This is a genomic window from Rhodospirillales bacterium, assembly GCA_023898805.1.
Classification (GTDB): domain Bacteria; phylum Pseudomonadota; class Alphaproteobacteria; order Micavibrionales; family UBA1664; genus UBA6145.
In genome coordinates this window covers 847,835-873,329 of the sequence record CP060260.1, presented here as the reverse complement: position 1 = coordinate 873,329, position 25,495 = coordinate 847,835, and the positions used below count along the sequence as shown (strand labels likewise).

General features: G+C 57.0%; 26 protein-coding genes and 1 tRNA gene. 11 read left to right on the top strand and 16 right to left on the bottom strand.

The annotated features are described in order from the left end of the window. Positions 1 to 110: 110 nt before the first annotated feature. On the top strand, positions 111 to 515 hold the full coding sequence (locus H6866_04385; protein ID USO08453.1) for a TIGR02300 family protein: 405 nt from the start codon (positions 111 to 113) through the stop codon (positions 513 to 515). Positions 516 to 571: 56 nt separating this feature from the next. Here H6866_04385 and H6866_04380 read toward each other — a convergent pair whose 3' ends face one another. The 8 genes from H6866_04380 to ettA form a co-directional block, all read right to left on the bottom strand. Continuing rightward, positions 572 to 997 carry a hypothetical protein gene (locus H6866_04380; protein USO08452.1) on the bottom strand — a complete coding sequence of 142 codons (426 nt, stop codon included), beginning with the start codon at positions 995 to 997 and terminating at the stop codon, positions 572 to 574. A 251-nt stretch (positions 998 to 1,248) separates the two neighbouring features. Then, positions 1,249 to 1,545: a hypothetical protein gene (locus H6866_04375; GenBank protein USO08451.1), complete on the bottom strand. Its 297-nt coding sequence runs from the start codon at positions 1,543 to 1,545 to the stop codon at positions 1,249 to 1,251. 15 nt (positions 1,546 to 1,560) lie between these two features. Then, a complete protein-coding gene (glmS, locus tag H6866_04370) occupies positions 1,561 to 3,387 on the bottom strand; it encodes a glutamine--fructose-6-phosphate transaminase (isomerizing) (GenBank protein USO08450.1) in 1,827 nt (608 codons plus the stop codon). A gap of 22 nt (positions 3,388 to 3,409) precedes the next feature. After that, the gene (locus H6866_04365; protein USO08449.1) at positions 3,410 to 3,784 is read right to left on the bottom strand and encodes a hypothetical protein; all 375 of its coding nucleotides are present in this window, start codon (positions 3,782 to 3,784) and stop codon (positions 3,410 to 3,412) included. Beyond that, positions 3,777 to 5,180 carry a bifunctional UDP-N-acetylglucosamine diphosphorylase/glucosamine-1-phosphate N-acetyltransferase GlmU gene (gene glmU / locus H6866_04360; GenBank protein USO08588.1) on the bottom strand — a complete coding sequence of 468 codons (1,404 nt, stop codon included), beginning with the start codon at positions 5,178 to 5,180 and terminating at the stop codon, positions 3,777 to 3,779. Before glmU ends, H6866_04365 begins: the two co-directional genes overlap by 8 nt. Positions 5,181 to 5,225: 45 nt before the next feature. Further along, positions 5,226 to 6,014 carry a DUF3108 domain-containing protein gene (locus tag H6866_04355; GenBank protein USO08448.1) on the bottom strand — a complete coding sequence of 263 codons (789 nt, stop codon included), beginning with the start codon at positions 6,012 to 6,014 and terminating at the stop codon, positions 5,226 to 5,228. A gap of 43 nt (positions 6,015 to 6,057) precedes the next feature. Next, positions 6,058 to 6,447, bottom strand: coding sequence for a VOC family protein (locus tag H6866_04350; GenBank protein USO08447.1), 390 nt, complete (start codon positions 6,445 to 6,447; stop codon positions 6,058 to 6,060). 4 nt (positions 6,448 to 6,451) lie between these two features. After that, positions 6,452 to 8,098 (bottom strand): energy-dependent translational throttle protein EttA, encoded by a 1,647-nt coding sequence (gene ettA, locus H6866_04345; protein USO08446.1) that lies wholly within the window; start codon positions 8,096 to 8,098, stop codon positions 6,452 to 6,454. Between the two features lie 172 nt (positions 8,099 to 8,270). Between ettA and H6866_04340 the strand changes: the two genes are divergently transcribed. The 4 genes from H6866_04340 (at position 8,271) to H6866_04325 (ending at position 11,374) form a co-directional block, all read left to right on the top strand. Beyond that, on the top strand, positions 8,271 to 8,903 hold the full coding sequence (locus tag H6866_04340; protein ID USO08445.1) for a porin family protein: 633 nt from the start codon (positions 8,271 to 8,273) through the stop codon (positions 8,901 to 8,903). Positions 8,904 to 9,014: 111 nt separating this feature from the next. Then, positions 9,015 to 9,779, top strand: coding sequence for an SDR family NAD(P)-dependent oxidoreductase (locus H6866_04335; protein USO08444.1), 765 nt, complete (start codon positions 9,015 to 9,017; stop codon positions 9,777 to 9,779). 55 nt (positions 9,780 to 9,834) lie between these two features. Beyond that, a complete protein-coding gene (locus H6866_04330) occupies positions 9,835 to 10,542 on the top strand; it encodes a hypothetical protein (protein ID USO08443.1) in 708 nt (235 codons plus the stop codon). A gap of 100 nt (positions 10,543 to 10,642) precedes the next feature. Next, a complete protein-coding gene (locus H6866_04325; protein USO08442.1) occupies positions 10,643 to 11,374 on the top strand; it encodes an SURF1 family protein in 732 nt (243 codons plus the stop codon). Here the strand turns inward: H6866_04325 and H6866_04320 are convergent. Then, positions 11,352 to 11,654: an SCP2 sterol-binding domain-containing protein gene (locus tag H6866_04320; protein ID USO08441.1), complete on the bottom strand. Its 303-nt coding sequence runs from the start codon at positions 11,652 to 11,654 to the stop codon at positions 11,352 to 11,354. The two genes, H6866_04325 and H6866_04320, sit on opposite strands and share 23 nt — an antisense overlap. Positions 11,655 to 11,692: 38 nt before the next feature. Between H6866_04320 and H6866_04315 the strand changes: the two genes are divergently transcribed. After that, complete coding sequence (locus H6866_04315) at positions 11,693 to 12,511, top strand: 4-(cytidine 5'-diphospho)-2-C-methyl-D-erythritol kinase (protein USO08587.1); 819 nt, start codon at positions 11,693 to 11,695, stop codon at positions 12,509 to 12,511. 6 nt (positions 12,512 to 12,517) lie between these two features. Here H6866_04315 and H6866_04310 read toward each other — a convergent pair whose 3' ends face one another. Then, on the bottom strand, positions 12,518 to 14,398 hold the full coding sequence (locus H6866_04310) for an SEL1-like repeat protein (protein USO08440.1): 1,881 nt from the start codon (positions 14,396 to 14,398) through the stop codon (positions 12,518 to 12,520). Positions 14,399 to 14,641: 243 nt separating this feature from the next. Here H6866_04310 and H6866_04305 point away from each other — a divergent pair. Further along, positions 14,642 to 14,716, top strand: a tRNA-Gln gene (locus H6866_04305). 162 nt (positions 14,717 to 14,878) lie between these two features. On the opposite strand, the gene H6866_04300 is transcribed toward H6866_04305, so the two are convergent. Continuing rightward, entirely contained in the window at positions 14,879 to 15,898 is a 1,020-nt protein-coding gene (locus H6866_04300; protein USO08439.1) for a recombinase family protein, read from the bottom strand. Here H6866_04300 and H6866_04295 point away from each other — a divergent pair. Next, positions 15,897 to 16,097: a helix-turn-helix transcriptional regulator gene (locus tag H6866_04295; protein USO08438.1), complete on the top strand. Its 201-nt coding sequence runs from the start codon at positions 15,897 to 15,899 to the stop codon at positions 16,095 to 16,097. The genes H6866_04300 and H6866_04295 overlap by 2 nt on opposite strands. Here H6866_04295 and H6866_04290 read toward each other — a convergent pair. From H6866_04290 to H6866_04275, 4 genes are all read right to left on the bottom strand, one after another. Further along, positions 16,084 to 16,800, bottom strand: a complete 717-nt coding sequence (locus tag H6866_04290; protein USO08437.1) for an anaerobic ribonucleoside-triphosphate reductase activating protein — start codon at positions 16,798 to 16,800, stop codon at positions 16,084 to 16,086. The genes H6866_04295 and H6866_04290 overlap by 14 nt on opposite strands. After that, positions 16,797 to 18,782 (bottom strand): ribonucleoside triphosphate reductase, encoded by a 1,986-nt coding sequence (locus H6866_04285; protein USO08436.1) that lies wholly within the window; start codon positions 18,780 to 18,782, stop codon positions 16,797 to 16,799. The genes H6866_04290 and H6866_04285 overlap by 4 nt, the downstream gene beginning before the upstream one ends. Positions 18,783 to 18,965: 183 nt before the next feature. Continuing rightward, positions 18,966 to 19,142, bottom strand: coding sequence for a hypothetical protein (locus H6866_04280; protein USO08435.1), 177 nt, complete (start codon positions 19,140 to 19,142; stop codon positions 18,966 to 18,968). A gap of 9 nt (positions 19,143 to 19,151) precedes the next feature. After that, the gene (locus tag H6866_04275; GenBank protein USO08434.1) at positions 19,152 to 20,372 is read right to left on the bottom strand and encodes an alginate export family protein; all 1,221 of its coding nucleotides are present in this window, start codon (positions 20,370 to 20,372) and stop codon (positions 19,152 to 19,154) included. A 105-nt stretch (positions 20,373 to 20,477) separates the two neighbouring features. Between H6866_04275 and H6866_04270 the strand changes: the two genes are divergently transcribed. Then, positions 20,478 to 21,710, top strand: a complete 1,233-nt coding sequence (locus H6866_04270; protein ID USO08433.1) for a molybdopterin molybdotransferase MoeA — start codon at positions 20,478 to 20,480, stop codon at positions 21,708 to 21,710. Here the strand turns inward: H6866_04270 and H6866_04265 are convergent. Continuing rightward, positions 21,698 to 22,438 (bottom strand): Crp/Fnr family transcriptional regulator, encoded by a 741-nt coding sequence (locus tag H6866_04265; GenBank protein USO08586.1) that lies wholly within the window; start codon positions 22,436 to 22,438, stop codon positions 21,698 to 21,700. The two genes, H6866_04270 and H6866_04265, sit on opposite strands and share 13 nt — an antisense overlap. Before the next feature lie 141 nt (positions 22,439 to 22,579). Here H6866_04265 and H6866_04260 point away from each other — a divergent pair, with 141 nt between their 5' ends. Further along, positions 22,580 to 23,875, top strand: a complete 1,296-nt coding sequence (locus H6866_04260) for a NarK/NasA family nitrate transporter (GenBank protein ID USO08432.1) — start codon at positions 22,580 to 22,582, stop codon at positions 23,873 to 23,875. An 11-nt stretch (positions 23,876 to 23,886) separates the two neighbouring features. Further along, a complete protein-coding gene (locus H6866_04255) occupies positions 23,887 to 25,494 on the top strand; it encodes an antiporter (GenBank protein ID USO08431.1) in 1,608 nt (535 codons plus the stop codon). Position 25,495: the final 1 nt, after the last annotated feature.

The following is a 25,495-nucleotide window of genomic DNA, read 5'->3' as shown; positions in this document are numbered from 1 at the left end:
GCGCAAAGACAGGTGTGTCGCCGCGTGCGTTGAGGCATGCATTGACAGGCCCCCTTTTTCCATGGCAATGGACGACACGCCCATACAGCGACCAGACGGAGGAGTTTGCCGTGCCCGATATCAGAGGTTTGAAACGCAGCTGCGCGAGTTGCGCCACGCGTTTTTACGATTTCAACAAGACGCCCATCATTTGTCCCAAATGCGGGGCCGAGTTCACGGGGATCGTCAAGATCCGCACAAGGCGCGGCCGCAACGTCATCGACGAGGCCAAGGCCCGCGCCGCGCAGGAGCAGGAGGACGATGTCGCCGACACCGTCGAGGAGGATGACGAGCACCGCACCACGGTCAGCCTGGACGAGGTCGAGGAAGACGAGAACAAGGGCGGCGACGAGGAAGACGGCGAGGATGCAGGTGATCTGGATCTCGACGATCTTGAAGACGGTGATGCCGGCGATGACGACGACGAGGATCTTGAAGACATCGACGAAGACATCGACGTGGACGACAAGGATTAAGGCCTGCGTTTTTTAAGCGGCATTTTCACGATCCCCGGCCGATTTGCCGGGGATTTTTATTTTTCCAAGCGGTACAGGCGCAGGATACGGCGCAGATTCGGGGCGATGCCGCGGTCGATGCGGCTGATCAGGAACGTCGTGGCCAGAATGACGCGCAGGATCGCGGCGCGTTCCGGGATCAGGCGCTGGCCGCGCACGTGCATGTCGATGATTGCGTCGCCTGCGGTGTCGTCGAACCATTCGGCGCCATCGGGGCGGGCCGACAGGCGGATGCCGATGACTGGATTGAGCCGCAGGCCATGCGTGCCCACCGATCCGGCCATGATTTCAATCGTATACTGGTCCGGGGCGCGGGTTTCGACCTGATAGCACAGGAAATCGTTTTCGGGCGCGGGTGCCCCGGGGCGTGCGGGGTAGTAGGCCTTGCCGCCGTCATGGACAATGCAGGAAAACATCGGCCAGCCCGGAGGCGGCCACGGCATATCCGTGTCGATATCCGTCGTTTTTACCGGGCTTTCCAGTCCGTTTCTTGTTCCGCCTTGGGGACCGTCTTGCGGCGGTGCGGACACCGCGGGCGGCGTTCTGCGCGCTCCCACCATGAAATCCCATCCCTGATTGTTTTTTTGTGTGCTTTATTTTTCCCAAAGTTAGGGAAAAATTTCAACAATAAACTTATTGCGGGAATGAAATAATATTGCGCGTATGTGTACGTGCCGGTGTATGTGTTTGCACGTCAGGTAGCGATTCCAAGGGCCGCACGGGCTTTCGCGTTCTGCTCCTCGGTTCCTGCCAGAACCCAGCCCTGGGTCAGCATGCGGGTCATGTACTGACGATTATAGATGAAGCTGGCGATCACCTGCCACACGCCCACGGTGAGGAATGTGAAAAGCGCGTGCAACGCCGCGACCATCAATTCACCGCGAAACAACGGCACGAACCAGCCGAAAAACAGGTAGGTCCAGCTGTAGCCGTAAAGTCCGTCGCGGACGAGGCCGCTTTCGACATGACGAATGGGGATGATCGTAGCCATAGTCTGCGTCTTTCTTTATTCAACGGTGACGGATTTTGCCAGATTGCGCGGTTGGTCGACGTCCGTGCCCTTGGCGATGGCCACGTGATAGGCCAGCAGTTGCACAGGGATCGCGTAAAGAACCGGGGCGGTGAAGGGGTGGACCTCCTCCATCTCGACCGGCCAGCGCACGGCGCCGGACATTTTTTCCATGCCCGCGCGATCGCTGACCATCATGACCTGTCCACCGCGCGCGACAGTTTCCTGTACGTTCGAGGCGGTCTTTTCAAACAGGTTGTCGTTGGAGGGCGCCAGCACCACCACGGGCACATGTTCGTCGATCAGCGCGATCGGCCCGTGCTTCATTTCACCTGCAGCGTAACCTTCGGCGTGGATATATGAGATTTCCTTGAGCTTGAGGGCGCCTTCAAGCGCCAGCGGGTATAGCGCGCCCCGGCCCAGATACAACACGTCGCGGGCCAGTGCGATATCCTTGGCGACTTTTTCGATCGCCTCGTCGGCGTTGAGAATGCGCGCGCACAAGGCCGGGATATGGCGCAAAGCACGGGTCAAATCGCGTTCACGTTCGTGGTCGATGGCGCCGCGTTTGACCGCGATGGCCAGCGCGATGCAGGCCAGCGTGGTCAACTGGGTGGTGAAGGCCTTGGTCGAGGCGACGCCGATTTCAGGTCCCGCCAGCGTATGCAGCACGGTGTCGGATTCGCGTTCGATCGTGCTTTCGATGGTGTTGACGATGGACAGCACCTTTTGCCCCTGACGGCGGCAATAGCGCATGGCTTCGAGCGTATCGAGAGTTTCGCCAGACTGGCTGACGACGATCACGCCGCCGCCCTTGGGCATCGGCGCCTCGCGGTAACGGAATTCCGAGGCGATGTCGATTTCGACCGGGATGCGGGCAATCTGCTCGAACCAGTACTTGGCAACCATGCAGGCATAAAACGCCGTGCCGCAGGCCAGCATGGTGATGCGCGGTGCGTCAGCCATATCGAGCACGCCCGCGGGCATCGCCACCGTGCCGGTCGACGGATTGATGAAGGAGTTGAGCGTGTCGCCGATCACAGTCGGCTGCTCATAGATTTCCTTGAGCATGAAATGCTTGTAATCACCCTTGCCCGTGGCCGCGCCGGACTGGGCCGTGACACGGATCTGGCGGCGTACGTCCGCACGCGTACGGTCATAGACGCGCGCGCCTGCACGGGTGATGATCACGCGGTCGCCGTCTTCCAAAAAGCAGATGCGGTTGGTCAGCGGCGCCAAGGCGTAGGAATCGGAAGCGAGGAACATTTCGCCATCGCCGAAGCCGACGGCCAATGGCGTGCCCTGACGCGCGCCGATCATCAGGTCATGCTCGCCGGCAAAAATCATGGCGAGAGCATAAGCGCCTTCGAGCCGGTCGAGCGCTTTGTCCGTCGCGTCCTGCGCGCTCATACCCTGATTCATGTAATGGGTGATCAGTTGCGCCACGACCTCGGTATCCGTGTCGGTTTCAAAACGGATCTGGTGCGATTCCAGTTCGGCCTTGAGTTCGCGGTAGTTTTCGATGATGCCGTTGTGGACCACCGCGACCTTGTCGGTCGCGTGCGGGTGGGCGTTGCGAGTGGACGGTCCGCCATGGGTGGCCCAGCGCGTATGGCCGATCCCCACGATTCCGGCCAGCGGTTCCGCCGCGAGCAGGGTTTCAAGGTTGGAAAGTTTGCCTTCGGCGCGGCGGCGTTCGATATGCCCGTCGGTCAGCGTCGCGATGCCCGCCGAGTCGTAACCCCGATATTCGAGGCGGCGCAGACCCTCGACCAAAAGCGGAGTTACCTGTTTTTCGCCAAGGATGCCAACAATGCCACACATGAAAAGCCTGCCTTCCCGATGATCAGTGCGCGAGCGCGGCGCGGGTTTCGCACTGGCCCGCAATGCTGTAGGAACCGTCGTCCTCGGCCTTGAGCAGCACGGTCATCTTGCGCTGATACTGCGGAACGACGCCGCAATCGCCGGTCGAAAATTTCGCGCGGATGTATTGCGCGGTCAAAAAGCCACGGCGCACCGTGTCGATCGCCAGCGCGCTTTGGTGATTGGCCATGCTCATGCCGCGCACCGTGACGTCGGCCAGCGAATAGGCGTGGTTGGTCGTGACCGGGTCGGGCATTCCCACCGCGCATTCGCAGGCCAGTGCCGGGGCGGCGAGGCCGAAGGTCAGCAGCAAGGCCAGCATGACCTTTCGGGTCGTTTTGAAGAGTGATTTACGCATGGGTTTTCTTTCCTTTTCGGGTTTCCGCCTTTTTGCTGCGGTATTCGGTGGCCCATCCGTCGCGCACCACGCTGCGCGCGCGGGCAACGGCCAATGCCTGGGCCGGAACGTCGGTGGTGATCGCAGATCCGGCGGCGACGTATGCGCCCTCGCCGACCGTCAGGGGGGCCACCAGCGTCGAATTCGAACCGATGAACACGCCCGCGCCGATCACGGTTTCCTGTTTGTCGAAGCCGTCGTAATTGGCGATGATCGTGCCCGCGCCGATATTGGCCTTTTCGCCGATCACCGCATCGCCCAGATAGCTGACATGCTTGGATTTCGCGCCGGGTTTGACATGGGCGCGGTTGACTTCGACGAAATTGCCGATCGTGGCCTTTTCGCCGACCGAGGATTTGGGACGAATGCGCGCGAACGGCCCGATCGCCGCGTTCGCGCCGATGGTCGCGCCTTCGATATGGGTGAAAGCGTGGATCGTCACATTGTCGGCGATGCTTACGCCGGGACCGAAAAACACACCCGGTTCGATCGTAACGTCGCGGCCGATACGCGTGTCCGCCGCGAACCAGACCGTCAGCGGATCGATCAGGGTCGCGCCGCCGGCCATCGCGCGGGCGCGGAGCAGGGACTGTATCTCATGTTCGGCGTCGGCCAGTTGCGCGCGGGAATTGATGCCCATCAGTTCGTCCGGTGCGCCGGTGACGTATGCGCAGCGCACGCTCTGCCGCGCGGCGATGGCGACGATGTCGGTCAGGTAGTATTCGCCCTGGTCGTTGTCGGTTTCAAGCGCCGCAAGCCAGGATTCAAGCCGATCGGCGGCAACGCAGAACGCGCCCGCGTTGACCAGTTCGATGGCGCGCTGTTCGGGGGTGCAGTCGCGTTCCTCGACAATCGCTGTGACGCAGTCGTCCGCATCGAGGATCAGGCGGCCATAGGCGGGCGGGTTTTGCATACGCATCGCCAGCACGGCCAGCCCGGTTTTTTGACCGGCCGTCCACAGGGCGCGCAGGGTTTCCGGCGTGACCAGCGGCACGTCGCCCAGAAGAATCAGTACATGACCTTTCGCGCCTTTCAGTGCGGGCAGGGCTGCGCGCGCGGCGTCGCCGGTGCCCATTTGGGCTTTTTGAATCGCGGTTGGGTGCGGGGCCACGCAGGCGGCGACGTCGTCCATGCCGGGATTTGTATCGGGCGGGGCGATCACGGTTACGATTTTACCTGCCCCGAGGGATTCGCATGTCGCGACCACATGGCGGATCAGCGGCCAGCCCGCCAACGCGTGCATCACCTTGGGCCGGTCCGATTTCATGCGCGTGCCCTTGCCCGCCGCAAGGATAATGCAGGAGAGGTCGCGGCTATCGCGCGATTTGTTCAGCGGTTCGTCACTCATGGGCCCCATCATTCAAAAGCCGTTTTCCGGCGTCCAGTCACAGGCCGTTACGCCCTATTGCAACCCGGAAAGATGCGCAATCACATCGCCGTATTTCGTGTGGATGTCAACACGCACCGGAATAACCGGCAGACCGGGGGCCGGGGTGGCCAGCCAAACCACCGGCAACCGCCCGCCCGCCTTGGCCTGTTGCTGGATGATCAGCCAGCCGCGCGGTTTTTTGGGCCATTTGCCCTTTTGCGGGACGATTTCGACCGAACAGCCGTGCGCCGGGCCGGTATAGCTGGAAAGCCGGGGGTTGTTCATGACCGTGTCGCCCGCATCGCGAAAGCGGACGATGAAGGACCGGGCGTTGTCGAAGGCCAGAACGTCGCGCGCGCAGCTTTGGGTTCTGGCATAGCCATCCACCGCCAGCATCAGGGTGGAAAGCAGGTCGCGCGTACCTGCCGTGATGTCGGGATCGACCGCCGGTTCCTCGGTTTTGCCCTTTTTGGTCAGGGTCATGCCCTTGAAACTGCCCGGTGGGTCATAGCGAAAAACCGCGCGTTCCACCTTGTCCTGCCAGCTTACGGAATAATCGTGTTCGGCGGGTTCAAAACCGCTGCCGCCGACGGTGTCGAATTTTCCCCACCACGGCAGAAGTTTGGCAAAAATGCCGACGGTGCGGGCATCGGCGGCAAGGTGATAGGAATCAGGCCCAAGTTCGTAAAGCGCCGTAAGGCCGATCATGCGTACGCCCCCGGCATAAAGCCCGTACGTGGCGTTTATGGGCTTTTTTTCATCCGCGTGGGCGGTCTGGGTATATAAAACCAGACAGGCAATGGCGACGAGTATCAAACGCATAGCGTTACCCTAACGCGGGCAACGGTTATTTCAATCCGTTGTATTACGCCAGAGGTTGCTGGAAACGCAGGACATAACCGTCCGGATCCGAAACCATCAGCTCGCGGAAGGATCGGGTCGTAGCGCCTGTACGATATGTTTTATCCATCAAGTCGCGCAGGATGGTGGCGTTTACGAAAACTTCGCGCAGTTTTTCAACGTCGGGCACGATGATCTGGAAGTTGATGCCGCGACCATAAGGTTTTTCCAACGGTCCGCGCACATAATCCGCGCTTGTTCCTTCCTCAATCATCAGCGCGGCATCGCCAAGCGTAAGATAGGCGAATCTTTCATCCGGCCTCGCCCATGCAACCGTGAATCCGGCGGCTTGGTAGAATTCCAGACTGGCGTCGAAATCGCTAACGATCAGTTCAGGGGCAAGGGCCGCCGTCATGGCGTCATGCCGCCTTTTTGCCGAGGCGGCGTTCCTTGTCGACTTCGTACGCTTCGAAATTGCCTTCAAACCATTCGACATGGCCGTCGCCCTCGAACGCCAGAATATGCGTGGCCAGACGGTCGAGGAACCAGCGGTCGTGGGAAATGATCACCGCGCAACCGGCGAAGTTTTCCAACGCTTCCTCCAGCGCGGCCAGGGTTTCGGTGTCGAGGTCGTTGGTCGGTTCGTCGAGCAGCAGCAAATTCGCGCCGGTCTGGAGCATCTTGGCCATGTGGACGCGGTTGCGTTCGCCGCCCGAAAGCTTGCCGACGTTCTTTTGCTGGTCGGGCCCGCGGAAGTTGAATGAGGCGACGTAGGCGCGGGAATTGACCTCGATCTTGCCGAGTTTAAGAACCTCGTGCTCGCCGGAAATTTCCTGCCAGACGTTGTTTTTCGGGTTGAGCGAGTCGCGCGATTGGTCGACATAGCCGAGCTTGACTGTTTCACCCACGGTAAAGGCGCCGGAATCCGGCTTTTCGGATCCGGTGATCATGCGGAAAAGCGTTGTCTTGCCCGCGCCGTTGGGGCCGATCACGCCGACGATGCCGCCCGGCGGCAGGGCGAAGGACAGGTCGTTGATCAGGGTGCGGCCGTTATAGGCTTTCTTGATGTTCTTTGCTTCCACCACCAGATCACCAAGGCGCGGCGGGGTGGGAATCGGGATCTGCTGTCTGCTGACGGTTTCGGCCTCCGATTCCTCCAGCATCCGGTTATAGGCGGCGATACGGGCCTTGGATTTGGCCTGACGCGCCTTGACGCCGGCGCGGATCCACTCGAGTTCGCGGTTGAGCGTGCGGGCACGGGACGCGGCCTCGGCGCTTTCCTGTTCCAGACGTTTGGCCTTTTTGTCGAGATAGGTGGAATAATTGCCCTCGTACGGGATGCCCGACGAGCGGTCGAGTTCGAGAATCCAGCCGGTGACGTTGTCGAGGAAATAGCGGTCGTGGGTGACCATGATCACCGTGCCCTTGTAATCGAGCAGGTGTTTTTGCAGCCATTGCACCGATTCCGCGTCAAGGTGGTTGGTCGGTTCGTCGAGCAGCAGCAGGTCCGGCGCCTCAAGCAGCAGGCGGGCCAGCGCGACGCGGCGTTTTTCGCCGCCCGAAAGTTTGGTGATGTCCGCGTCCTTGGGCGGACAGTTGAGCGCGCGCATCGCGGTTTCGGCGGTGCGTTCCAGTTCCCATCCGTTCGCGGCGTCGATTTTTTCCTGCAACGCGCCCATTTCCTCGGTCAATTTCATCATTTCGTCGTCGTCGCTGACTTCGCCGAATTTCAGGGAAATGTCGTTGTACTGGCGCAAAAGTTCACGAATTTCGTGCGCGCCGTCCATGACGTTGTCGAGGACCGAGCGGGTCGCGTCGAGTTCCGGTTCCTGCGCGAGGTAGCCGATTTTGGCGCCTTCGGCGACCCAGGCTTCGCCCGCGATGTCCTTGTCGATCCCGGCCATGATCTTGAGCAGGGTCGATTTTCCCGATCCGTTGGGGCCGAGCACGCCGATCTTGACCCCCGGCAGGAAGCTGAGTGTCATATCCTTGATCACCGGTTTCTGGGCACCGGGGAAGGTTTTGGTCATGTGGCTCATGACAAAGACGTATTGATAGGCGGGCATCGTAAAACCTTTGGAATTGTTGGGGTCAGGCGGGTTTTAGCGTATCCGCCGCGCGGGCGCAACAGGCGCGCAAGGGGGCGTGTCGCTTGCCAGGGCTAAAAAAGTTCTGGTTTCATGTCTGTTCGCGGGGCTATAATTTCGCCGGTCAATTATCTTAAAAGGGGTCAACGAAATGAAAAAATATCTTCTGGCATTGGTCGCTGGCGTTGCCGGTTTCGCCGCCGTTCTTCCCGCCGCACGGGCGCAGGATGGCTGGCAGCAAGGTCTGTACATTTCCGGTTCCGCCGGCTGGAACCATACGCAGGACCAGAAAATCACAGGGGCGAGCAAATCGAACCTGAAAGAGGGCTACGGCCTGTCCGGTGCGGTTGGCTACGATTACGGCAACAACGTACGTACGGAAATCGAGCTTTCCTATCGTTCCAACAAGGTGGACGGCCTTTCGGACAATACCGGGCCTTTTGCGTCGCCGGGTGGCAAGGTGACCGCGACCGCGGTGATGGCGAACGCTTATTACGACATCCCGACCGCCACGCCAGTCACGCCTTATATCGGCGCCGGTATCGGTATCGCGCATGTCAAAACCGACAATTACAGCACCGCGGGTACGATCATTTCGGACGGCAAGGACAACGCCTTCGCGTATCAGGGCATTCTGGGTGCGGATTACGCGTTGGAAAGCGATCTTTCGCTGTTCGGCGAATACCGTTACTTCTCGACCGAAAAAGTCAATATGGGCTATGGCAACAAGGGCACGTACCACAACCACGCGCTCATGGCCGGGTTGAAGTACAGCTTTAATTGATCAGGCTGATCGGTTTTACAGACTGGTTTTCAGGCCGTCCGGCGCATGCGCTCCGGGCGGCTTTTCTTTTTTGGATGAAATCTTTAGGCTTCAGGCGACGATGGAGGGCCCATGAATTCGTACATCCCTGAATGCGTGATGATTACCGGTGCGACCGGCGATTTCGGGCAGGCTTTTGCGCAGCGTTTCGCGGCGCTGGGATCGCGTCTGGTCGTGCACGGGCGCGACGCGGACAAGGTTGCGGCGTTGGTCGATTCGATCGAGGGCGAGGTTTACGGCACCGTTTTCGACATGACCGACCAAACAGGGATCGAACGCGGCATCGATTCCATTCCGGACCATTTTCGCGAGGTCGATCTTTTGATCAACAACGCGGGCGGGGCGCTCGGCCTTGATGCAGCGCAGAACGCCGATCTTGCCGATTGGGACGCGATGGTCGACATGAACGTGCGTTCGTTGATCCGCGTAACGCGGCTTTTGCTGCCGCGGATGGTGGCGCGCAAGCGCGGGCATATCATCAATATCGGGTCGATAGCGGGCAGTTATGCCTATCCCGGGGGCAATGTCTATGGCGCGTGCAAGGCGTTCGTGCGTCAGTTCTCGTTCAATTTGCGCGCCGACCTGCCGGGCACCGGCGTGCGCGTCACCAATATCGAACCGGGAATGGTGGAAACGCGTTTCAGCCTTGCTCGGTTCAAAGGCGATACCGACAAGGCGGCCAAGGTATACGCAAACACCACGCCACTTGTGGCCGAAGACATCGCCGAAAGCGTGGTCTGGGCCGCGACACTGCCGCCGCATGTCAACGTCAACGCGATCGAGATCATGCCGACCACGCAAAGCTTTGGCCCGCTGGCTGTGGAAAGATTTGCATGAATACGCCGGGTGACGTTGGACAAGATTTCCGATCGTCTTTATCAAAGGAAATGCGATGAGAGTCCCGGATTATTCATCAATCCCGATTCAGGAATGCGACGAGCCGATGGTCGATCTGGCGCAGTATCCGATCGCGCTTGAGCCGATGGCATTTCGCAAGGGATATACCGCCAATCCGCAATTATGGGCGCGCGTAAGCGTGGCCGCGAAGCTGGAGCAGATCCAGCATGACGTGTTGGACGCGCAAGGTTTACGGCTCAAGGTCTTCGACGCATGGCGGCCGCGTGCGGTGCAGGACCGGCTGTATGCCGCGTGCTGGAAAACGCTGGCCGAGCAGGACCCGGAACGCACGAAGGAAGAAAACGAGGCGCTGGCCGATTTGCGCGTCGTTCAGGGCAGCGACGAGGGTTTGATCCCGCCACATACGACGGGTGGCGCGCTCGACGTCACGTTGATCGATACGCATGAAAACGCCGAGCTGGGCATGGGGTCACCCTATTTGGGCTGGGATCCCGGGCAGGGCATGGATTACGACCACAGGAACCAGCCGCACTTGCGGACCCTGACCATCGCGATGACGCAGGCAGGCTTTGTTCAGGATCCTTATCAATGGTGGCATTTCGATTACGGGAATCAGAAATGGGCCCGCGTGACCGGTGCGGGCGTGGCGATTTACGGTGAAATCGCGCCGGCTATGGGCGGATTCATGAAAAAGGGCGCGGCGTTCGGGCACGGGATGCTTTTGCCTTATGAACTGCGATGAGGCGCAGGACATGCTGAAATTCAAGTCTGGTCAGGCCGGGGCGCATCACCTAAAAATAAGCGATGGGTGCGACCCAGAACGCAGGAGAACGGTTTAGATTATGGTTTTAAGGCGAACGAATACGGGGTTCTGGACGGCGGCGCTGGTGGTCGGCCTTGTGGTCGCGTATTTTGTCCATCTTGGCTTCGTGCAGATCGACCTGATCGCACAAGAGCATGGTCTGGCCGCCGCGCAGGCCGCGCAGCAAAACGTGAATGCCAGCAAAATCTCGCTGATGGATGCGGTCGATGATCCGGCCAACGACCTGCGTCGCGGGTATCTGCGCGGGGTATGGAAACAGAACGCGAATATCAAGATCGGCCCGCGGGTGCATAGCGGCATGTCCGGTTACTGGATCGCGACGCCCTTCATGCTAGCCAATCAAAAAATCACAATTCTGGCCATACGCGGCTGGGTGCCGGAAACGATGGCGCCGGTGATGCTGTCGGCGCAGGCGCCGTTCGGCATGGCCACGCTTACCGGTGCGCTGCGTGCCGGTGAATCCGTGTCCGAAACGCCGGTCGCGGGCGATCAGCAGTCGTGGCGAAAGTTGGATATCGATGCGATCGCTGCGGCCAACGGCGTTGAGTATCCGGCGCGATTGGTGTTTTTCATGGAAACATCGAGCCTTTCCGAAGATCCGGCGCTACGCCGGGTTCAGCCGCTTGAAGGGATGGACGTTCCGCATAGGCAATATGCGTTTTTCTGGTTCGGCGCCGCGGCGGTGCTGGCCGCATTGTTTTACGCGCTGGCGGTGCATCCGCGCTTTTTCAATCTTCCAAAAGCGCGTTGAGTTTCATCGCAAGGCCCATCGGGCCTTTGACCTTCAGCTTACCGGTCAGATAAGCTACGTTCGGATCCTTGGTTCCGGCCATAAAACCCAGCAGCAAGTCCTTGGCGAGGGTCAGGGTCAATTGCGCCTCGCCGTCCTGGGCCGCCACCTTGCCGGGGCGGCTGGTCGAGTCGACCAGAAGGATGCCATCGGCACCAAGATCGAATTTCACCGTGGCCCGGAAATCGGGATGGGTTTTAAGTTTGTCCTGAAAGCGGGCGATCAGCGTGTCGAGCGTCATGCTTGTTATTTTACCGGGCAATGGTAAACAAGGCGTTGATGAAATCCCGGTTTTCCGCGCCTGCGAAGTTGAACCTTTCCCTTGCCGTTACTGGGCGGCGGGAAGACGGGTATCATACGCTGCGTTCCCTGATCGTGCCGACCACGTTGGGCGATACGCTGGATGTGGTGCCCGCGCCAGAATTCACGCTTACCGTCGAAGGTCTTTTTGCCGTACACGCGCCGGGTGGTGAGGATAATCTGGTCGCCCGCGCGGTCCGCGCGCTGGAGCGTATGGCTGGACGTGCGGCCGCATTGGCCATGATACTGGGCAAGAATTGCCCTGCCGGGGCGGGGCTTGGCGCCGGTTCCGCGGATGCGGCGGCGGCGATGCGGGTGGTGAATGCGCATTGGGGGAAACCGTTCGATGACGCCGTACTTGCCCGGGTGGGTCTTGAGATCGGGGCCGAACTTCCGTTTTGTCTGATGAACCGCGCCGCGCGTGTCACCGGCATCGGCGAGATCGTCGAGCCGGTAACGGTTGCGCCACTTGACGTCGTGGTGGTCTGGCCCGGAATCGTACTGGCGACCGGGGCGGTGTTCGCCGCATACGAAGGTGCGGTTTCAATCGTCCCGGAAAACGATCTGAATCCGGCAGATTGGCGCAACGACCTTGAACCGGCGGCGCGCGGCATTGCCCCCGTCATCGGTACGGTGCTGGACGCATTGCAAGCGCAAGGTGCGGCGGCGGCGCGCATGACCGGATCGGGTAGTGCGTGTTTCGGCGTTTTCGATGATGGGGACATGGCCGCGCGCGCGGCCGCGGTGATCGCGGCGGCGTATCCGGAGTGGTGGGTGCGCGCCGGACGGACTTTATAGCGGGTTTTATTTCGCTTTGGCCGAATCCTCGACGACGCTTTGACGCAGCATTTTCATCAGTAAATCGGCGTTGGCCTTTCCATCCACCTTGATGTCGTTGCGACGTTCATAGGATTTGATCGCATCGGCGGTCTTGGGGCTGGCGGCGCCGTCCTCCGGCCCGTCATAGATGTCGCGGCGGGTCAGCTGTTCTTGTACCTGCGCGGTAATCAACTGGTCGGTATCGGGAATCATCTCGGCCAGATCCGGCATCAGGCGCGCTAGTTCGGCCGTCGCGTCGGAATTGCTGCCGGGTTGGGCGCTTTCAGGTTTATGCACCAGTTTGGCAAGCGAGGTGCCGTCGGGCAAAAAGCCCGCCTTGTCAGGCGAAAGGCCCAGACGGCTGGCCAGTTGGTCGAGGGCGTTGCGCGCCTCGGTTGATCCGCCCTGCGCGCCGACGCGATACCAGATCAGCGCCTGATTCGGTTTCGGTTCGGCCAACAGGCCGTTTTCAAGGATCAGGCCGAGATTGTACGCGGCCTCGTTAATGCCGGAGAGCGCGGCTTTCTGGAAGAAGCCGGCGGCAAGCTGCGGGTTGTATTTGGTGCCGATGCCTTCGATATAGGCGATGCCGAGGTTGTATTGCGCCTCGGGGTGGCCTTCGAGCGCGGCGATGCGGTACCAATCGAGTGCGCGGTCGATGTTCTTGTCGACACCCAGACCCTGATGGTTGAGGACGCCGAGATTGTACGCGGCGTTGGCGATGCCGGCATCCGCCGCCTGACGGAACCAATAAGCGGCGCGTGTGTAATCCTGTTTCACGCCGGAGCCGGCAGTGTAGATCGCGGCCAGATCGTGTTCGGCCTCGGGCTGGCCGGCATAGGCCTTGTCCTCCAGCTCCTTGAGGGCGCCGGTCAGGCTTGGATCGCGTTCGGGCGCGGCGGCCGGTGCGGTGGCAGATACGGCGGAATCGTCGGGTTTGGCCGATGCGGGCAAGGGTGCACCATCAGTGCTGACGCGCGCGACGGGTGCGGCGGTCGATTGATCGAGTGTTTTGAGTTTAAGTTGCAAAGGTTGCAGCGTGCCGGTTTTAAGGTCGATGCGCGCAAGGCTGCCGTCGGCCATCACCGCGACGGCGGTCTGGCTCGCGTTCACGTTGTACGAGATGACCCAGCCAAGGCCGAGTGCGAAGACCAGCGCGCCAAGCGCTGCGGACGCGTTCAGGTTCAGCGGTTTTTTCCACCACGGCAGTTCTTCCGTTTCTCCGGCATCGATGACGGTGCCGGAACCAATCAACGATGATGCGTGCGCGGTGCGCGCAGGCGCGGCGACGGGCAAAACTTCACCGGACGCGGCGATGCGCGGCAGGCCGGATTGTTCCGCCAGGCTTTGATCGGTCAGCAGCACCATGGCGCGGGATTGCAGTGCGGATTGCGCTTCCTGCGCCACGCGTTCAAGGCGCTCCATACGTCGCTGGATACGGGCGCGTTTTTGGTCGTCGGCCTCGATCTTGCGGGCGATCTTCAGATTGTTTGCCTGCGCCTCGCGCAGTTTTTCCTCCAGCCGCTCGTGGCGGTTGCGGGTGAGTTCGGAATCCTGACGCTGGTCCTCCATCTTGCGGCGGGTTTCCGCCAGCTCCTTGCGGTTTTCCAGCAATTCGCGTTCAAGCCGGGTCTGGGTCGAACGGGTTTCCTCGACCAGTTTTTTCAGGACGTCGCGTTCGGCCTCGGACTTGATCAGTTTGATGCCCAGCGTGTCGAGCGCGGCGCGCACCTGATCGGTCGCGGCCATGTTGGCGTTGGAAACCGGGAAGGGTCGCGCGTTGGCCGCCGGTGTCGGCGATGCGGCCGTCGCGGCGCGGGGTGTCGATTCCGGCTTGGCCGCAGGCGCGGCGTTCGTGGGGCGCATGGTGTTTCCCTCGTTCGTGGTCATCACGTCGTTACGTCGTTACGTCCGATTTTCTTGCGTGGCTGGTCCAAGGGTTTTTGCATATTTTGTAAAATAGCGCCACAAAAAAGCGCCGCATTTATCCACAGGGCTTGGCCGGCCCTGCCCTTTGGTTCTGCCAGAGTGCTTGCGCGCCGTGGCCTGCTCATATTTCGGCTTGCGCAAGGCGCATGGGGCCGGTATTGTCTGCCCCGTTTTCCCCGGTGGGGCGTCGCCAAGCGGTAAGGCAGCGGTTTTTGGTACCGCCATTCCCAGGTTCGAATCCTGGCGCCCCAGCCATCTAGTCACCGGTTTGCCGAACGGTGAGAAATACTCCCCAAATATCCCGCAGTTCCGCGCTCTTTTCGAGCGGCTTAGCTTCTGCCGAGCACTGAGAATTAAAAAAACCGGGGCATTCTCCTCGGTTTTCTCTGATAGCCAATTTTCTGTTCGACGGATTTATCAGGCGGCCATTTGGCCAAGTTCGAATGTGGCGAAGATCTGCTTGCCGACATGAGAGTCTGAGAGACCTTCACGTTCGGCGATTTGTCGTATGGTAAGACCTTGGAAATGCTCATCCCGCCAGATAAATCCCTGCACCAGTTTCTTAATCTGGTCAGGCGGCAGATCAAAAATATCCCGATCAGGCTTTTCCGGTTCTATGACGAGTGCGCCCTTCTTAGCCCGCCGCGTATTGTAGGCGCCAACGATAAGGGCGGTTTCTTTTGGTGAGCTGATTTTTGTTTCGGTGGTTTGAGAAAGTGCGGCGCAGAGTTCTTGAACATTCACCTCGATCTCAAGGCTCTCGGCTTGAACGGTAATACGCTGGGTAATTCCTTGAACAAAGCGAGGCATCTGGAGCAGTGCTTGCCCTTCAACAATCTTCTGAACGCTTTCAATATCACGATCCAGACAGATCCCCAGCAATTCCACGACACCGGACCGGCTGCATAAACTGTGCCGCAAGACACTTTCAACTGTTGCTTCAATTTCATGTGCTGGAAGTCTCCCCAGTAAACCATCCGGGTGATCCCGCATCTGGATCAGATTCTGGCTGACATAATACCGGTATTGCTTTTTGCCTTTGGCGGTGTATCCGGGCGTATAAGGAGTTCCTTGCGCATCGAACAGAATGCCTTTGAGTAAATTGACCTCTCTGGAGATTTTCTGCCCTTTATAAATCGATGCCTGTTCATTCAGCTTTTGCTGCACTGCCGCCCACAGATCCTGAGGAATAATGCCTTCGTGCTGCCCATCATAAGTTTTGTTCTTATGCCGGATCTGCCCGATATATATCGGGTTTGAGAGTAGTGCGTACAAGGCACCCCGCGAAAATGATTTACCGCCAACCGTCCGGCCATCTTTGTAGGTTAAAATCTTGCTCAAAAACTCCGCCAGGATTTCCTGATCCTGCGGGGCGAGGTCTTGGATTTCGGCATCGCCTTCTCGTGCCATTTTGCGCAGGATGCAGGCCTGAAGCATGGCGCTAGCCTTTGCCTCACCTTGGATGACCCAGCAAGAACTGGCTGTAAGAATCGGCAAACCTCAATCTTTTGTGGCGAAAGTGGAGGGCGGCGAACGCCGCCTGGACGTTATAGAGCTGATGGAAATCGCCGATATTGTTGATCTTGAGCCGAAGACCATCCTGAAAACGTTAACTGGGCAGGCTAAAAATTTCTGAATTCCAGTTTGAAGGTGTTTCTAGGATGGATGACCGACCAGTCTAGCGGTTTGTGGGCTGTAAGCGGTGCTAATGTGGGACTGCCCGTGCCAGTGAAATTCTGGATATAGTAGGTACCGTGGTACTTGCGTGCCGCGAGGTCATCCATGATTGCGTTGATGTCACTCTCGTTCAGGAAATCAGAGTGGATAGTTGTGCGGACTTCAAAAGGTACACCGTCGTGGCAGAGATAAGAAAGCGTTTTTGAGAATACCTCAAACTGGTTCATGCCCGTTGTGGCATGGAATTTTGCACGTGGAGCTTTGTAATCAAGCGCGATGTAATCAATTAGCTTCGCATCCAATAAAGGCAGGAGCACATCGGGGCGCGTGCCGTTGGTATCGATTTTGACGGCGTAGCCCAGTGCCTTGATATCGCGCACAAGCGCGGGCATGTCAGGATAAAGCGTACATTCACCGCCCGAGAGCACAACGCCATCAAGAAGGCCCTGACGCCGCCTTAAAAAATCCATGACCTGTGCAATATCACCGCGGCCTTTGCCTTTGACGATTTGCGGATTGTGGCAATACGGGCAGCGCATGTTGCAACCGGAAAACCAAATAATGCAGGCGGTTTTGCCAGGGTAATCCAGCATGGTAAATGGCGTTACGTTGTAAACGGGCAACGTAATGCCTTGTGGTTTATGGCGTAGAACCGTGCTCATTGCATCGAAAACAGGTCGGCGGATTGGATGCGATCCTCGCAGAAATGTTTACGTTGGGCGTGCTCGCCTTTTTTGCCGGTGTTGAAGCTGGCCACGGGACGGAAATACCCCATGACGCGCGTCCAGACATTGGTCTTTTTCTGGCAGTGCGGGCATTCAGGTTGTTCACCCTTGAGGTAGCCGTGTGTTTCGCAGGTCGAAAATACCGGTGTGACCGTGATGTATGGAAGCTGATAATTTTCAATGACTTTTTTGACAAAACTACGGCAGGCATCTGCGCAGGAGAGTTTTTCGCTCATATATAAATGCAGAACCGTGCCGCCCGTATATTTGCATTGCAGTTTGTTTTGCAGCTCCAGCGCCTCGAACGGGTCATCCGTATGATCGACGGGGATTTGTGACGAGTTTGTGTAATAGATATTCTCGCCCGAGCCGGACTGGAGGATGTCAGGAAAACGCCTTTTATCTTCCTTCGCAAAACGGTAAGTCGTGCCTTCCGCCGGTGTGGCCTCAAGGTTGTAGAGATTGCCTGTTTCTTCCTGATACTGACGCATTTTATTGCGCATGTGGTCGAGAATGGCGAGCGCGAAATCAATGCCTCTATCATCGGTGATGTCGTAAGCGTCGCCTGTGAAATTGCGGATCATTTCGTTCATACCGTTGATGCCGATTGTGCTGAAGTGGTTGCGCAGGAACGGCAAATAACGTGCGGTGTAGGGGTAAAGGCCGCGATCGTACATGGTTTGCACGAAGCCGCGTTTCTTTTCCAGCGTGGAGCGCGAGATATCCATGAGCCTGTCGAGCTCGCGCATCATGCCTTCCCTGTCACCTTTGAAACGGTGGCCAAGCCTTGCCATGTTGATGGTGACAACGCCGAGTGAGCCTGTCATTTCGGCGGAGCCAAACAGCCCGTTGCCACGGCGCAAAAGTTCGCGCAAATCAAGCTGAAGGCGGCAGCACATGGAACGCACGGCACCCGGGGAATATGCCTCGGGGTTGCGGACGCGTTCGCCCTTTTCGTTGCGCATCCATTGGCTGCCAACAAAATTCTGGAAGTAAGATGAGCCGACTTTGGCCGTGTTTTCAAAAATGGCTTGGGCGACCTTGCTATCCCAGTTAAAATCCTCGGTGATGTTGACGGTCGGGATGGGAAAGGTGAAGGGCTGGCCGGTCGAATCCCCTTCCGTCATCACTTCGTAGTAGGCGATGTTGATCATCTCCATCTCGGGCGCAAAATGTTTGAAGCATAGATCTTCAAGGGAGCGGATGCCCATGTCGCGCGATTGTGCGCGGCCCAGCATTTCGGTGTTGTTGATACCTTTGAACAAATGCTGGTCTCGGCAGCCGGGGAACTGGTTTTGAAGATCCTCCGGCACCGTGATATCAAGCGTGATGTTCGTAAACGGCGACTGTCCCCAGCGCGCGGGCACGTTGAGATTGTAAACAAACTGGCGGATGGCCTTTTTGACATCCTTGAAAGACAGGTTATCCAGAAATACGTAAGGCGCGAGATAGGTATCGAAGCTTGAGAATGCCTGCGCCCCTGCCCATTCGGATTGCAGGATGCCTAAAAAGTTGCTCATCTGCCCGAGCGCCTCGCGGAAATGGCGGGGCGGGCGGGAAGACACGCGCCCGCCTACGCCATTGAAACCTTCATTGAGAAGGGCGCGGAGTGACCAACCTGCGCAATACCCCGTCAGGCAATCGAGATCGTGGATGTGGATATCGGCCTGCCGGTGGGCGAGACCTTCTTCCGCGCTGTAAACCGAGTCGAGCCAGAAATTGGCAATCACCTTGCCTGCCACGTTGTTGATCATGCCTGCGTTGGAATAACCCGTGTTGGCGTTCGCGTTGATTCGCCAGTCCGTTCCTGTGATGTATTCGCCTACGGCCGCGCTGCTATCCACCTTGGTGCCGGTGAAGAGCGTGGCGAGGTTATCAGGGGATGATTCTTTGCGAAGGGCGGACGGTACGGTAGGCATGGAATGCTCCAATCTTTTGAAAACACTGGTTTTTTTTGTTGAGGGGAAACCCGCAAGAAACCACAAGATGATGTGGTGACACTTGTAATGCTGCACTAGATATTGTGTTTATTTTTGATGTGGGTCAAAAAATGCCAACAAAAAAAGCCCCTCATACGAGGGGCTTTTCGATATCAATCCCTTTTAGTCTTCTTTTTGTGATGATCCGAAATAGAGCATGGCCATGCGCTTCTGGTTTTCGAGGATTTGCAGCATCGTCTTGCGCGTGTTGTCTTGCATCATCTGTTGTGTTTGCTCCAGAGTTTTCCACCAGATGGCCATAGGGTTTTGTGGTTCATCTTTTTTTGCGTTCTGGGTCATGTCGTCCTCCTAGAATTTGACATCGACCTGTGCCCACGCTTTTTGCGTGTCGGTGTACAGGCCATCGGCGTTGTAGTCGGCGTACTTGAGTATCACGTCGATCCCTTTGGTATAATCAGGCCCTTTGAAGGATTTTTTTACCGAGAAATCGGCTTCCGTGCCGTAATCCGTGCTCGTGCGGTCGGCATTATAGTCATGCCATGCGGCGCTTAGGACAATACCGTTTAGCGGTGCTACGCTTTCAGGCAGGGTGTAGGATACGTTTATAAACGTGTCTTCAAGACCGTTTGCGGGTGTATCCAGAAATTTATCGGCCCAGCCGTTGAATTTGTGCAGTGTGGCCAGCGGTGTCTGGAAGGATGACGTGCCGTTACCGCCCAGTTTCTCGTAGCCCGGCTGGATATTCAGGCCATAACCTTTGATGCCCGGGGATACGAGGAAGTACCCTTCGCTATAATTGGCGGTGTTGTTGTGCGCATCGTTCTGTTTTGCGGCTTCGAGTTCGTAAAAACCAGTCCAGCCTTCCGTGACGGGCACATCGCCGGTCAAACGCAGGCCATAGGTGCGGGATGATTTTGTAGCCCAGTTGTCGAAGTCAAGAGATAGGCCGTAGGCGGTTGCCGTGAGCCACGGGGCAAGAGCGTAGCTGGCGCGGGCGATGTGGCTGTTTGATTCAATGTCGCCCAATGTGTGGTCACCGCCCGTGATGCGGTTGATGTTCCAGAGATAGCCGTATTGCAGGGTCAGTTTTTCGATCCCCGTATAAGACAGCAGGGCGGAGTCCAGCGTCTGGTCATTCTGGCGCCAATCAACGGAGCCTACAAAGCGCTGGTTATCCCAGTTGACGGCCTGACGGCCTACTTTAGCTTCAACGCCTGGGAGGCCAGACCATGCGAGCCAGAGCTGGTTGATTTCGGCGTTCTGCGGGTCGGATACCGTGGGGTATGTGGCTTTGCCGTTGACGCCGTCGTTAAAGTTGTCCTGAGAGAGGTGTTGAATAGCCTGTAGCTCAACCAGACCCTGAAAGTCATGGATCTTATCGGTTTTGAGGCCTGCGTTGATGCGGGCTGTCAGGGCGTCCGCGTCTTTGGTCAGTCCGTCCTGATCGACGTTCTCATAGCGAAGGCGTACTTGCCCGAAAGGGGTGATGCCTGTTTTTGCATCTTCGGCGTGCAGTGTGGACGGTATGGCTAAGAAAGCTGCGGTTAGAAGAAGAATTTTATTTTTCATGAAATATGCCTTTGCTCTGAATTAACCTGGGGGGAGTTTCCTCGGTAAAGGCATCCCTCAAATTGATTCAGATCAATAGAGCTGAAAAAGTTATCGTGATAAGGCTTGCCTTATGTTCTTAAAAAAGATGTTCCGATGATTTCCTATCTTGAAGCCCTTGAAATACTTAAAAAATCAGCCAAACCATTGTCGAGCTGTGACGTGCCCATTATCGGGGCTTGCGGTCGTGTCCTGGCCGAAGATGTGAGAGCGGGTGTCGATATCCAGCCTTTTGACAACAGTGCGATGGATGGTTTTGCCGTACGAATGGCAGATTTTGAGGGGCTGCCGGTTACTTTAGATGTAGCGCAAACCATCGCGGCCGGGGATGCGTCGCAAAAGCAGCTTCTTCAGAGTAAGACATGTATGGCCATCATGACGGGAGCGATGCTCCCTGATTGGGCGGAGGCGGTTGTTCCTGTCGAACAGGCGGCAAGAAACGGCAATAACGTCACGTTCCAGCAAGCACCGAAGGTGGGAGATCATATCCGTCGCCGAGGGCAGGATTTCAAGGCGGGTGATGTCGTTGTCCGAAAAGGTACGAAGCTTACGCCAGAGCATGTGATGGCATTGGCGGCTGTGGGTTGCGGCAAGGTTTTGGTAAATGAAAAGCCAAAGGTTTGTTTCATAGCCACGGGGCGGGAGTTGCAAGAAGCTGGTTCCGGTGCGCTGGAGGCAGGAAAAATCTATAACTCCAATTTGCCTTATGCGCTTTGCAAGCTTGCGGATATGGGGCTTGATTGCGTTTCCTTCCATGCCATTGGGGACGATCCCGCGCTGTATTCGCGCACGGTATCCAGTGCGCTGGATGCGGGTTGTGAAATCATCATTTCAAGCGGAGCTGTTTCGGCAGGTGATTTTGATTTTGTGAAAAAGGCACTGGAAGACATGGGCGCAAAAATCCTTTTTCACAAGGTGGCTATCAAGCCTGGCAAGCCTGTATTGTTCGCGCAATTTCCAAACGGCACTCTTTATTTTGGATTGCCCGGGAATCCGACATCAGCGGCTGTGGGGTTACGGTTTTTCGTGCAGCCATTTTTAGATGCATGTCTTGGTGTTGTTGATGAAGGTAAGGCTTGTGCCGTGCTTGATGCGTCGTTTCGGAAGAAAAATGATTTACGTCATTTTTTGAAGGCGCATGTTTCTGCCGATGTTAATGGGCAACAACGCGTGACGTTACTTGATGGTCAGGAATCTTTCAAGGTCAGTCCGTTTCTGAAAATGAATGCATGGGCCGTTATTCCCGAAGAGCTCAAAAGCCTTGAAGCTGGTTCCGTGATCGAAACCTACGCCTTGTGACGGTTTGTGTGTAGCGGGCACACGGGGCATTCGGCTGTTTCGTGTCTCGGGCAAAGATGCGCCATGTCGGCATCGCAGAACTGGCAGAGTACGAAGGCGTCGCTGAGATGGATTTTTTCACCATCGATATCAACGCCGATGTCGCGGATTTTGTTGAGCGCGCGAGAGAACGTTTCCGGCGTCATGCCGAGGTAATTGGCGATGATGGTTTTTTTGAATGGCAGGGTCAGGCCATCCGGTTTTCCTGCCTCAAGAAACTTCTCTAAAAAGAAATAGCCGATGCGCTGGAGGGGTGATTTGATCTGCATAGCGTCAATCTGATGCATCGCGTTTTTATAGTGATGTGTCACGATTTGCAGAAGGTTCGTGGCAAACTGCCCGTCGCGCAGCGCGTGGCTTTTTATAAAGCTTGCGGGGACAAGCAGCACTTTTGAATCCTCTATCGCTTGCACGGATATGGGCGATGGCCCCCCCATGAAGATGACGGCCTCCATGCATGTTTCGCCCGGGCGCAGCATGCGGATGGTTGCTTCGTCACCGTCCTCGCCGTTGCGTAGTGTGCGCAATGTACCCTCGATCACGACATAGACATGCGTTGGCATATCGCCCTGCTGGAAGATGGTACACCCGCTTTCGTATGTTTGCAGGACGGAATTTCCAAGCACCATCTGGAGGCTCGTTTCGTTGAGGCCATCGAACAACCCGGAATGGCCACCTGTTTTTGGCATTCTGAGCGTCGCGGCAATGTTCGGTGACTTGAGAGGCATTTTTACAAAATTTCCAACATCTTGATTTGAATCAAACTGTATCGATTTAACAGGTGTCAGGAAAGAGGGGCATTTAGCGAATCATTTTTTCGGAGAATTTTTATGCAGCAAAACAGTCAATCGCTTAGAGCGCTTGTGTTCAGTGCCTTTTCTTTTACCGTCTGTTTTGCTGTTTGGACCATCTTTTCCATCATTGGCCTCAAGATCAAAGAAAATCTTGGATTGTCCGATGCGCAGTTCGGGCTTTTGGCGGGGACCCCGATTTTAACGGGTTCTCTTATCCGCATCTTTCTTGGCATATGGACGGATCAATATGGTGGCCGGATCATTTTTGTCGCTGTCATGTTGGCTGCGGCAGTCGCCACGTGGCTTCTGACATTTGCAGGCACTTATCCGGAATTCCTGCTGGCCGCCCTTGGCGTTGGTATTGCCGGCGGCTCTTTTGCTGTCGGTATCGCCTATGTCTCGAAGTTCTATGAAACAAAAAAACAAGGCACGGCACTTGGAATTTTTGGGGCAGGAAACGTGGGTGCGGCAGTTACAAAGTTTATTGCGCCCTTCGTCATGGTGGCTTACGGGTGGGAAATGGTTGCCAATGTCTGGGCAGCGGCGCTGGTTGTGACGGCAATCGTTTTTTGGTTTGGCACCAGTGATGATCCTGCACTGATTGAGCGCAGGAGGAACAATATAAAAGCCAAAGGCGCATGGCTTCAAATGGAGCCGCTTAAAAATCTCCAAGTCTGGCGTTTTTCACTGTACTACTTTTTTGTATTTGGTGCCTTTGTCGCGCTAGCACTCTGGTTGCCGCGCTATCTTGTTGGTGCGTATGGTCTTGATATCAAAACAGCAGGCATGATCGCGGCTGCGTACTCCATTCCGGCAAGTCTGTTCCGTGTGGTCGGCGGCTGGCTGTCCGACAAGTATGGCGCGCGTTCGGTCATGTACCTGACATTTGCCGTGTCAGTTCTGTGTACGTTCCTGCTTTCCTATCCTTCTACGCATTATATTGTTGAGGGAATACGCGGCCCTGTCGAGTTCTCGTTACGCATGACGTTGCCGGCTTTTATTGCCCTTATTTTTGTGCTCGGCTTTTTTATGTCTCTTGGCAAGGCAGCGGTTTACAAGCACATCCCTGTCTATTATCCGCAACATGTCGGCTCGGTCGGTGGATTGGTCGGCATGATCGGCGGTTTAGGGGGGTTTGTTCTTCCTATAGTGTTCGGATTTCTTAATGACATAACTGGAATCTGGACCAGTTGTTTTATGGTTCTATTTGTTCTGGTTTCCATCGCTTTTGTATGGATGCACGTTTCCATCCTTGCGCTTGAAAGTAAGAGAAACCCTACCTTAAGCGAACCGAAATATTTCCCTGAACTTGACAAAGCAAAAGCCCATTAAGGAGGCATATCATGGCTCAAGATATCCATAACTGGGACCCCGAAAACGAAGCGGCATGGAATACGGGCGCAAGCTCGGTTGCTTATCGCAACCTCTGGATCTCCATCCCGTGCCTTTTGTGCGGTTTTGCCGTGTGGGTGTACTGGAGCGTCATTACGGTCCAGATGCTCAATCTGGGTTTTACCTTCAGTAAGGCCGAATTATTTACGCTCAATTCGATCGCGGGGCTTTCCGGTGCCACGTTGCGTATCCCTAGCTCTTTCTTCATCCGTATGGCGGGCGGGCGCAATACCATCTTCTTCACCACGATGCTTCTGATGATCCCTGCCTTTTTAACAGGCGTGGCGCTGCAGGATGTCAATACGCCACTTTGGGTGTTTCAGGCCCTTGCGCTGCTGTGCGGATTTGGCGGTGGTAACTTTGCGGCGTCTATGTCCAACATCAACTTCTTCTTCCCGAAAAAAATGCAGGGGCTTGCCTTGGGGCTAAACGCTGGTTTGGGTAACTTCGGCGTGACGTCTACACAAATTCTGATTCCGCTTGTCATGACATCGGCTGTGTTTGGCGGTAATTCGATGATCCTGAAGGCCGATTCCGGCACGCTGATCGGCAAAATTCCGGCTGGGGCCGAGACATGGATCCACAACTCCGGTTTCATCTGGTTTGCGATTCTCGTGCCGCTGGTTGTGGCTGCGTGGGTGGGGATGAACAACATCCGCACGCAGCAGGTGTCGCCGGAAATCGGCAATCCCGTTTCTTCCTTCTTCAAAATTGCCGTGATGCTGACCATCGGGTTGCTCACGACCGTTGGTGGGTTGTGGCTGATGTTGCCGGCTACTGCCAATGGCTCAGGCTACATGGTCAGCAAATGGATTGTGCTGCCGCTTGTCATTGCCGCAACGCTTGGAATTCTGGCGGTTTTTCCCGGGCTTTCGCAGCGTGTGCGCTCACAGTATAAAATCTTTGCGCATCCGCATACATGGATCATGACCGTCATTTATACGATGACCTTTGGTTCCTTTATCGGGTTTTCTGCCGCGTTGCCGTTGTCCATCAAGGTTATCTTCGGATTCCAGCATGTGCTGGGAGCGGACGGTACCTTCACGCATGACCTTGCCAACCCGAACGCACCATCGGCGCTGACTTATGCCTGGATCGGGCCCTTCATTGGCGCGGTTATACGCCCTGTTGGCGGCTGGCTTGCTGACAAACTGGGCGGCGCCCGCGTGACGCAATACTGCTCCGTTATCATGGTGGCGGCGGCCTTGGGCGCGGCACACTACATGCAGGCGGCCTATGCTTCGGCAACGCCAGAGGTCTTTTTCACGCCGTTCTTCCTGACCTTCATGGCGCTGTTTTTTGCAGCGGGGATCGGCAACGGTTCAACCTTCAGGACGGTGGCTGTGGTGTTCGATCGCCAGCAGGCTGGTCCCGTGCTGGGCTGGACATCGGCGGTGGCCGCTTATGGCGCGTTCATCATCCCCATCGTCTTTGGCGAACAGATTGAAAAAGGTTTGCCGCAGCAGGCGCTGTATGGCTTTGCGGCCTTCTATGTGCTGTGCCTTGTTTTGAACTGGTGGGCTTATCTGCGCCCGGGTTGCGCCCACAAGAATCCCTAGA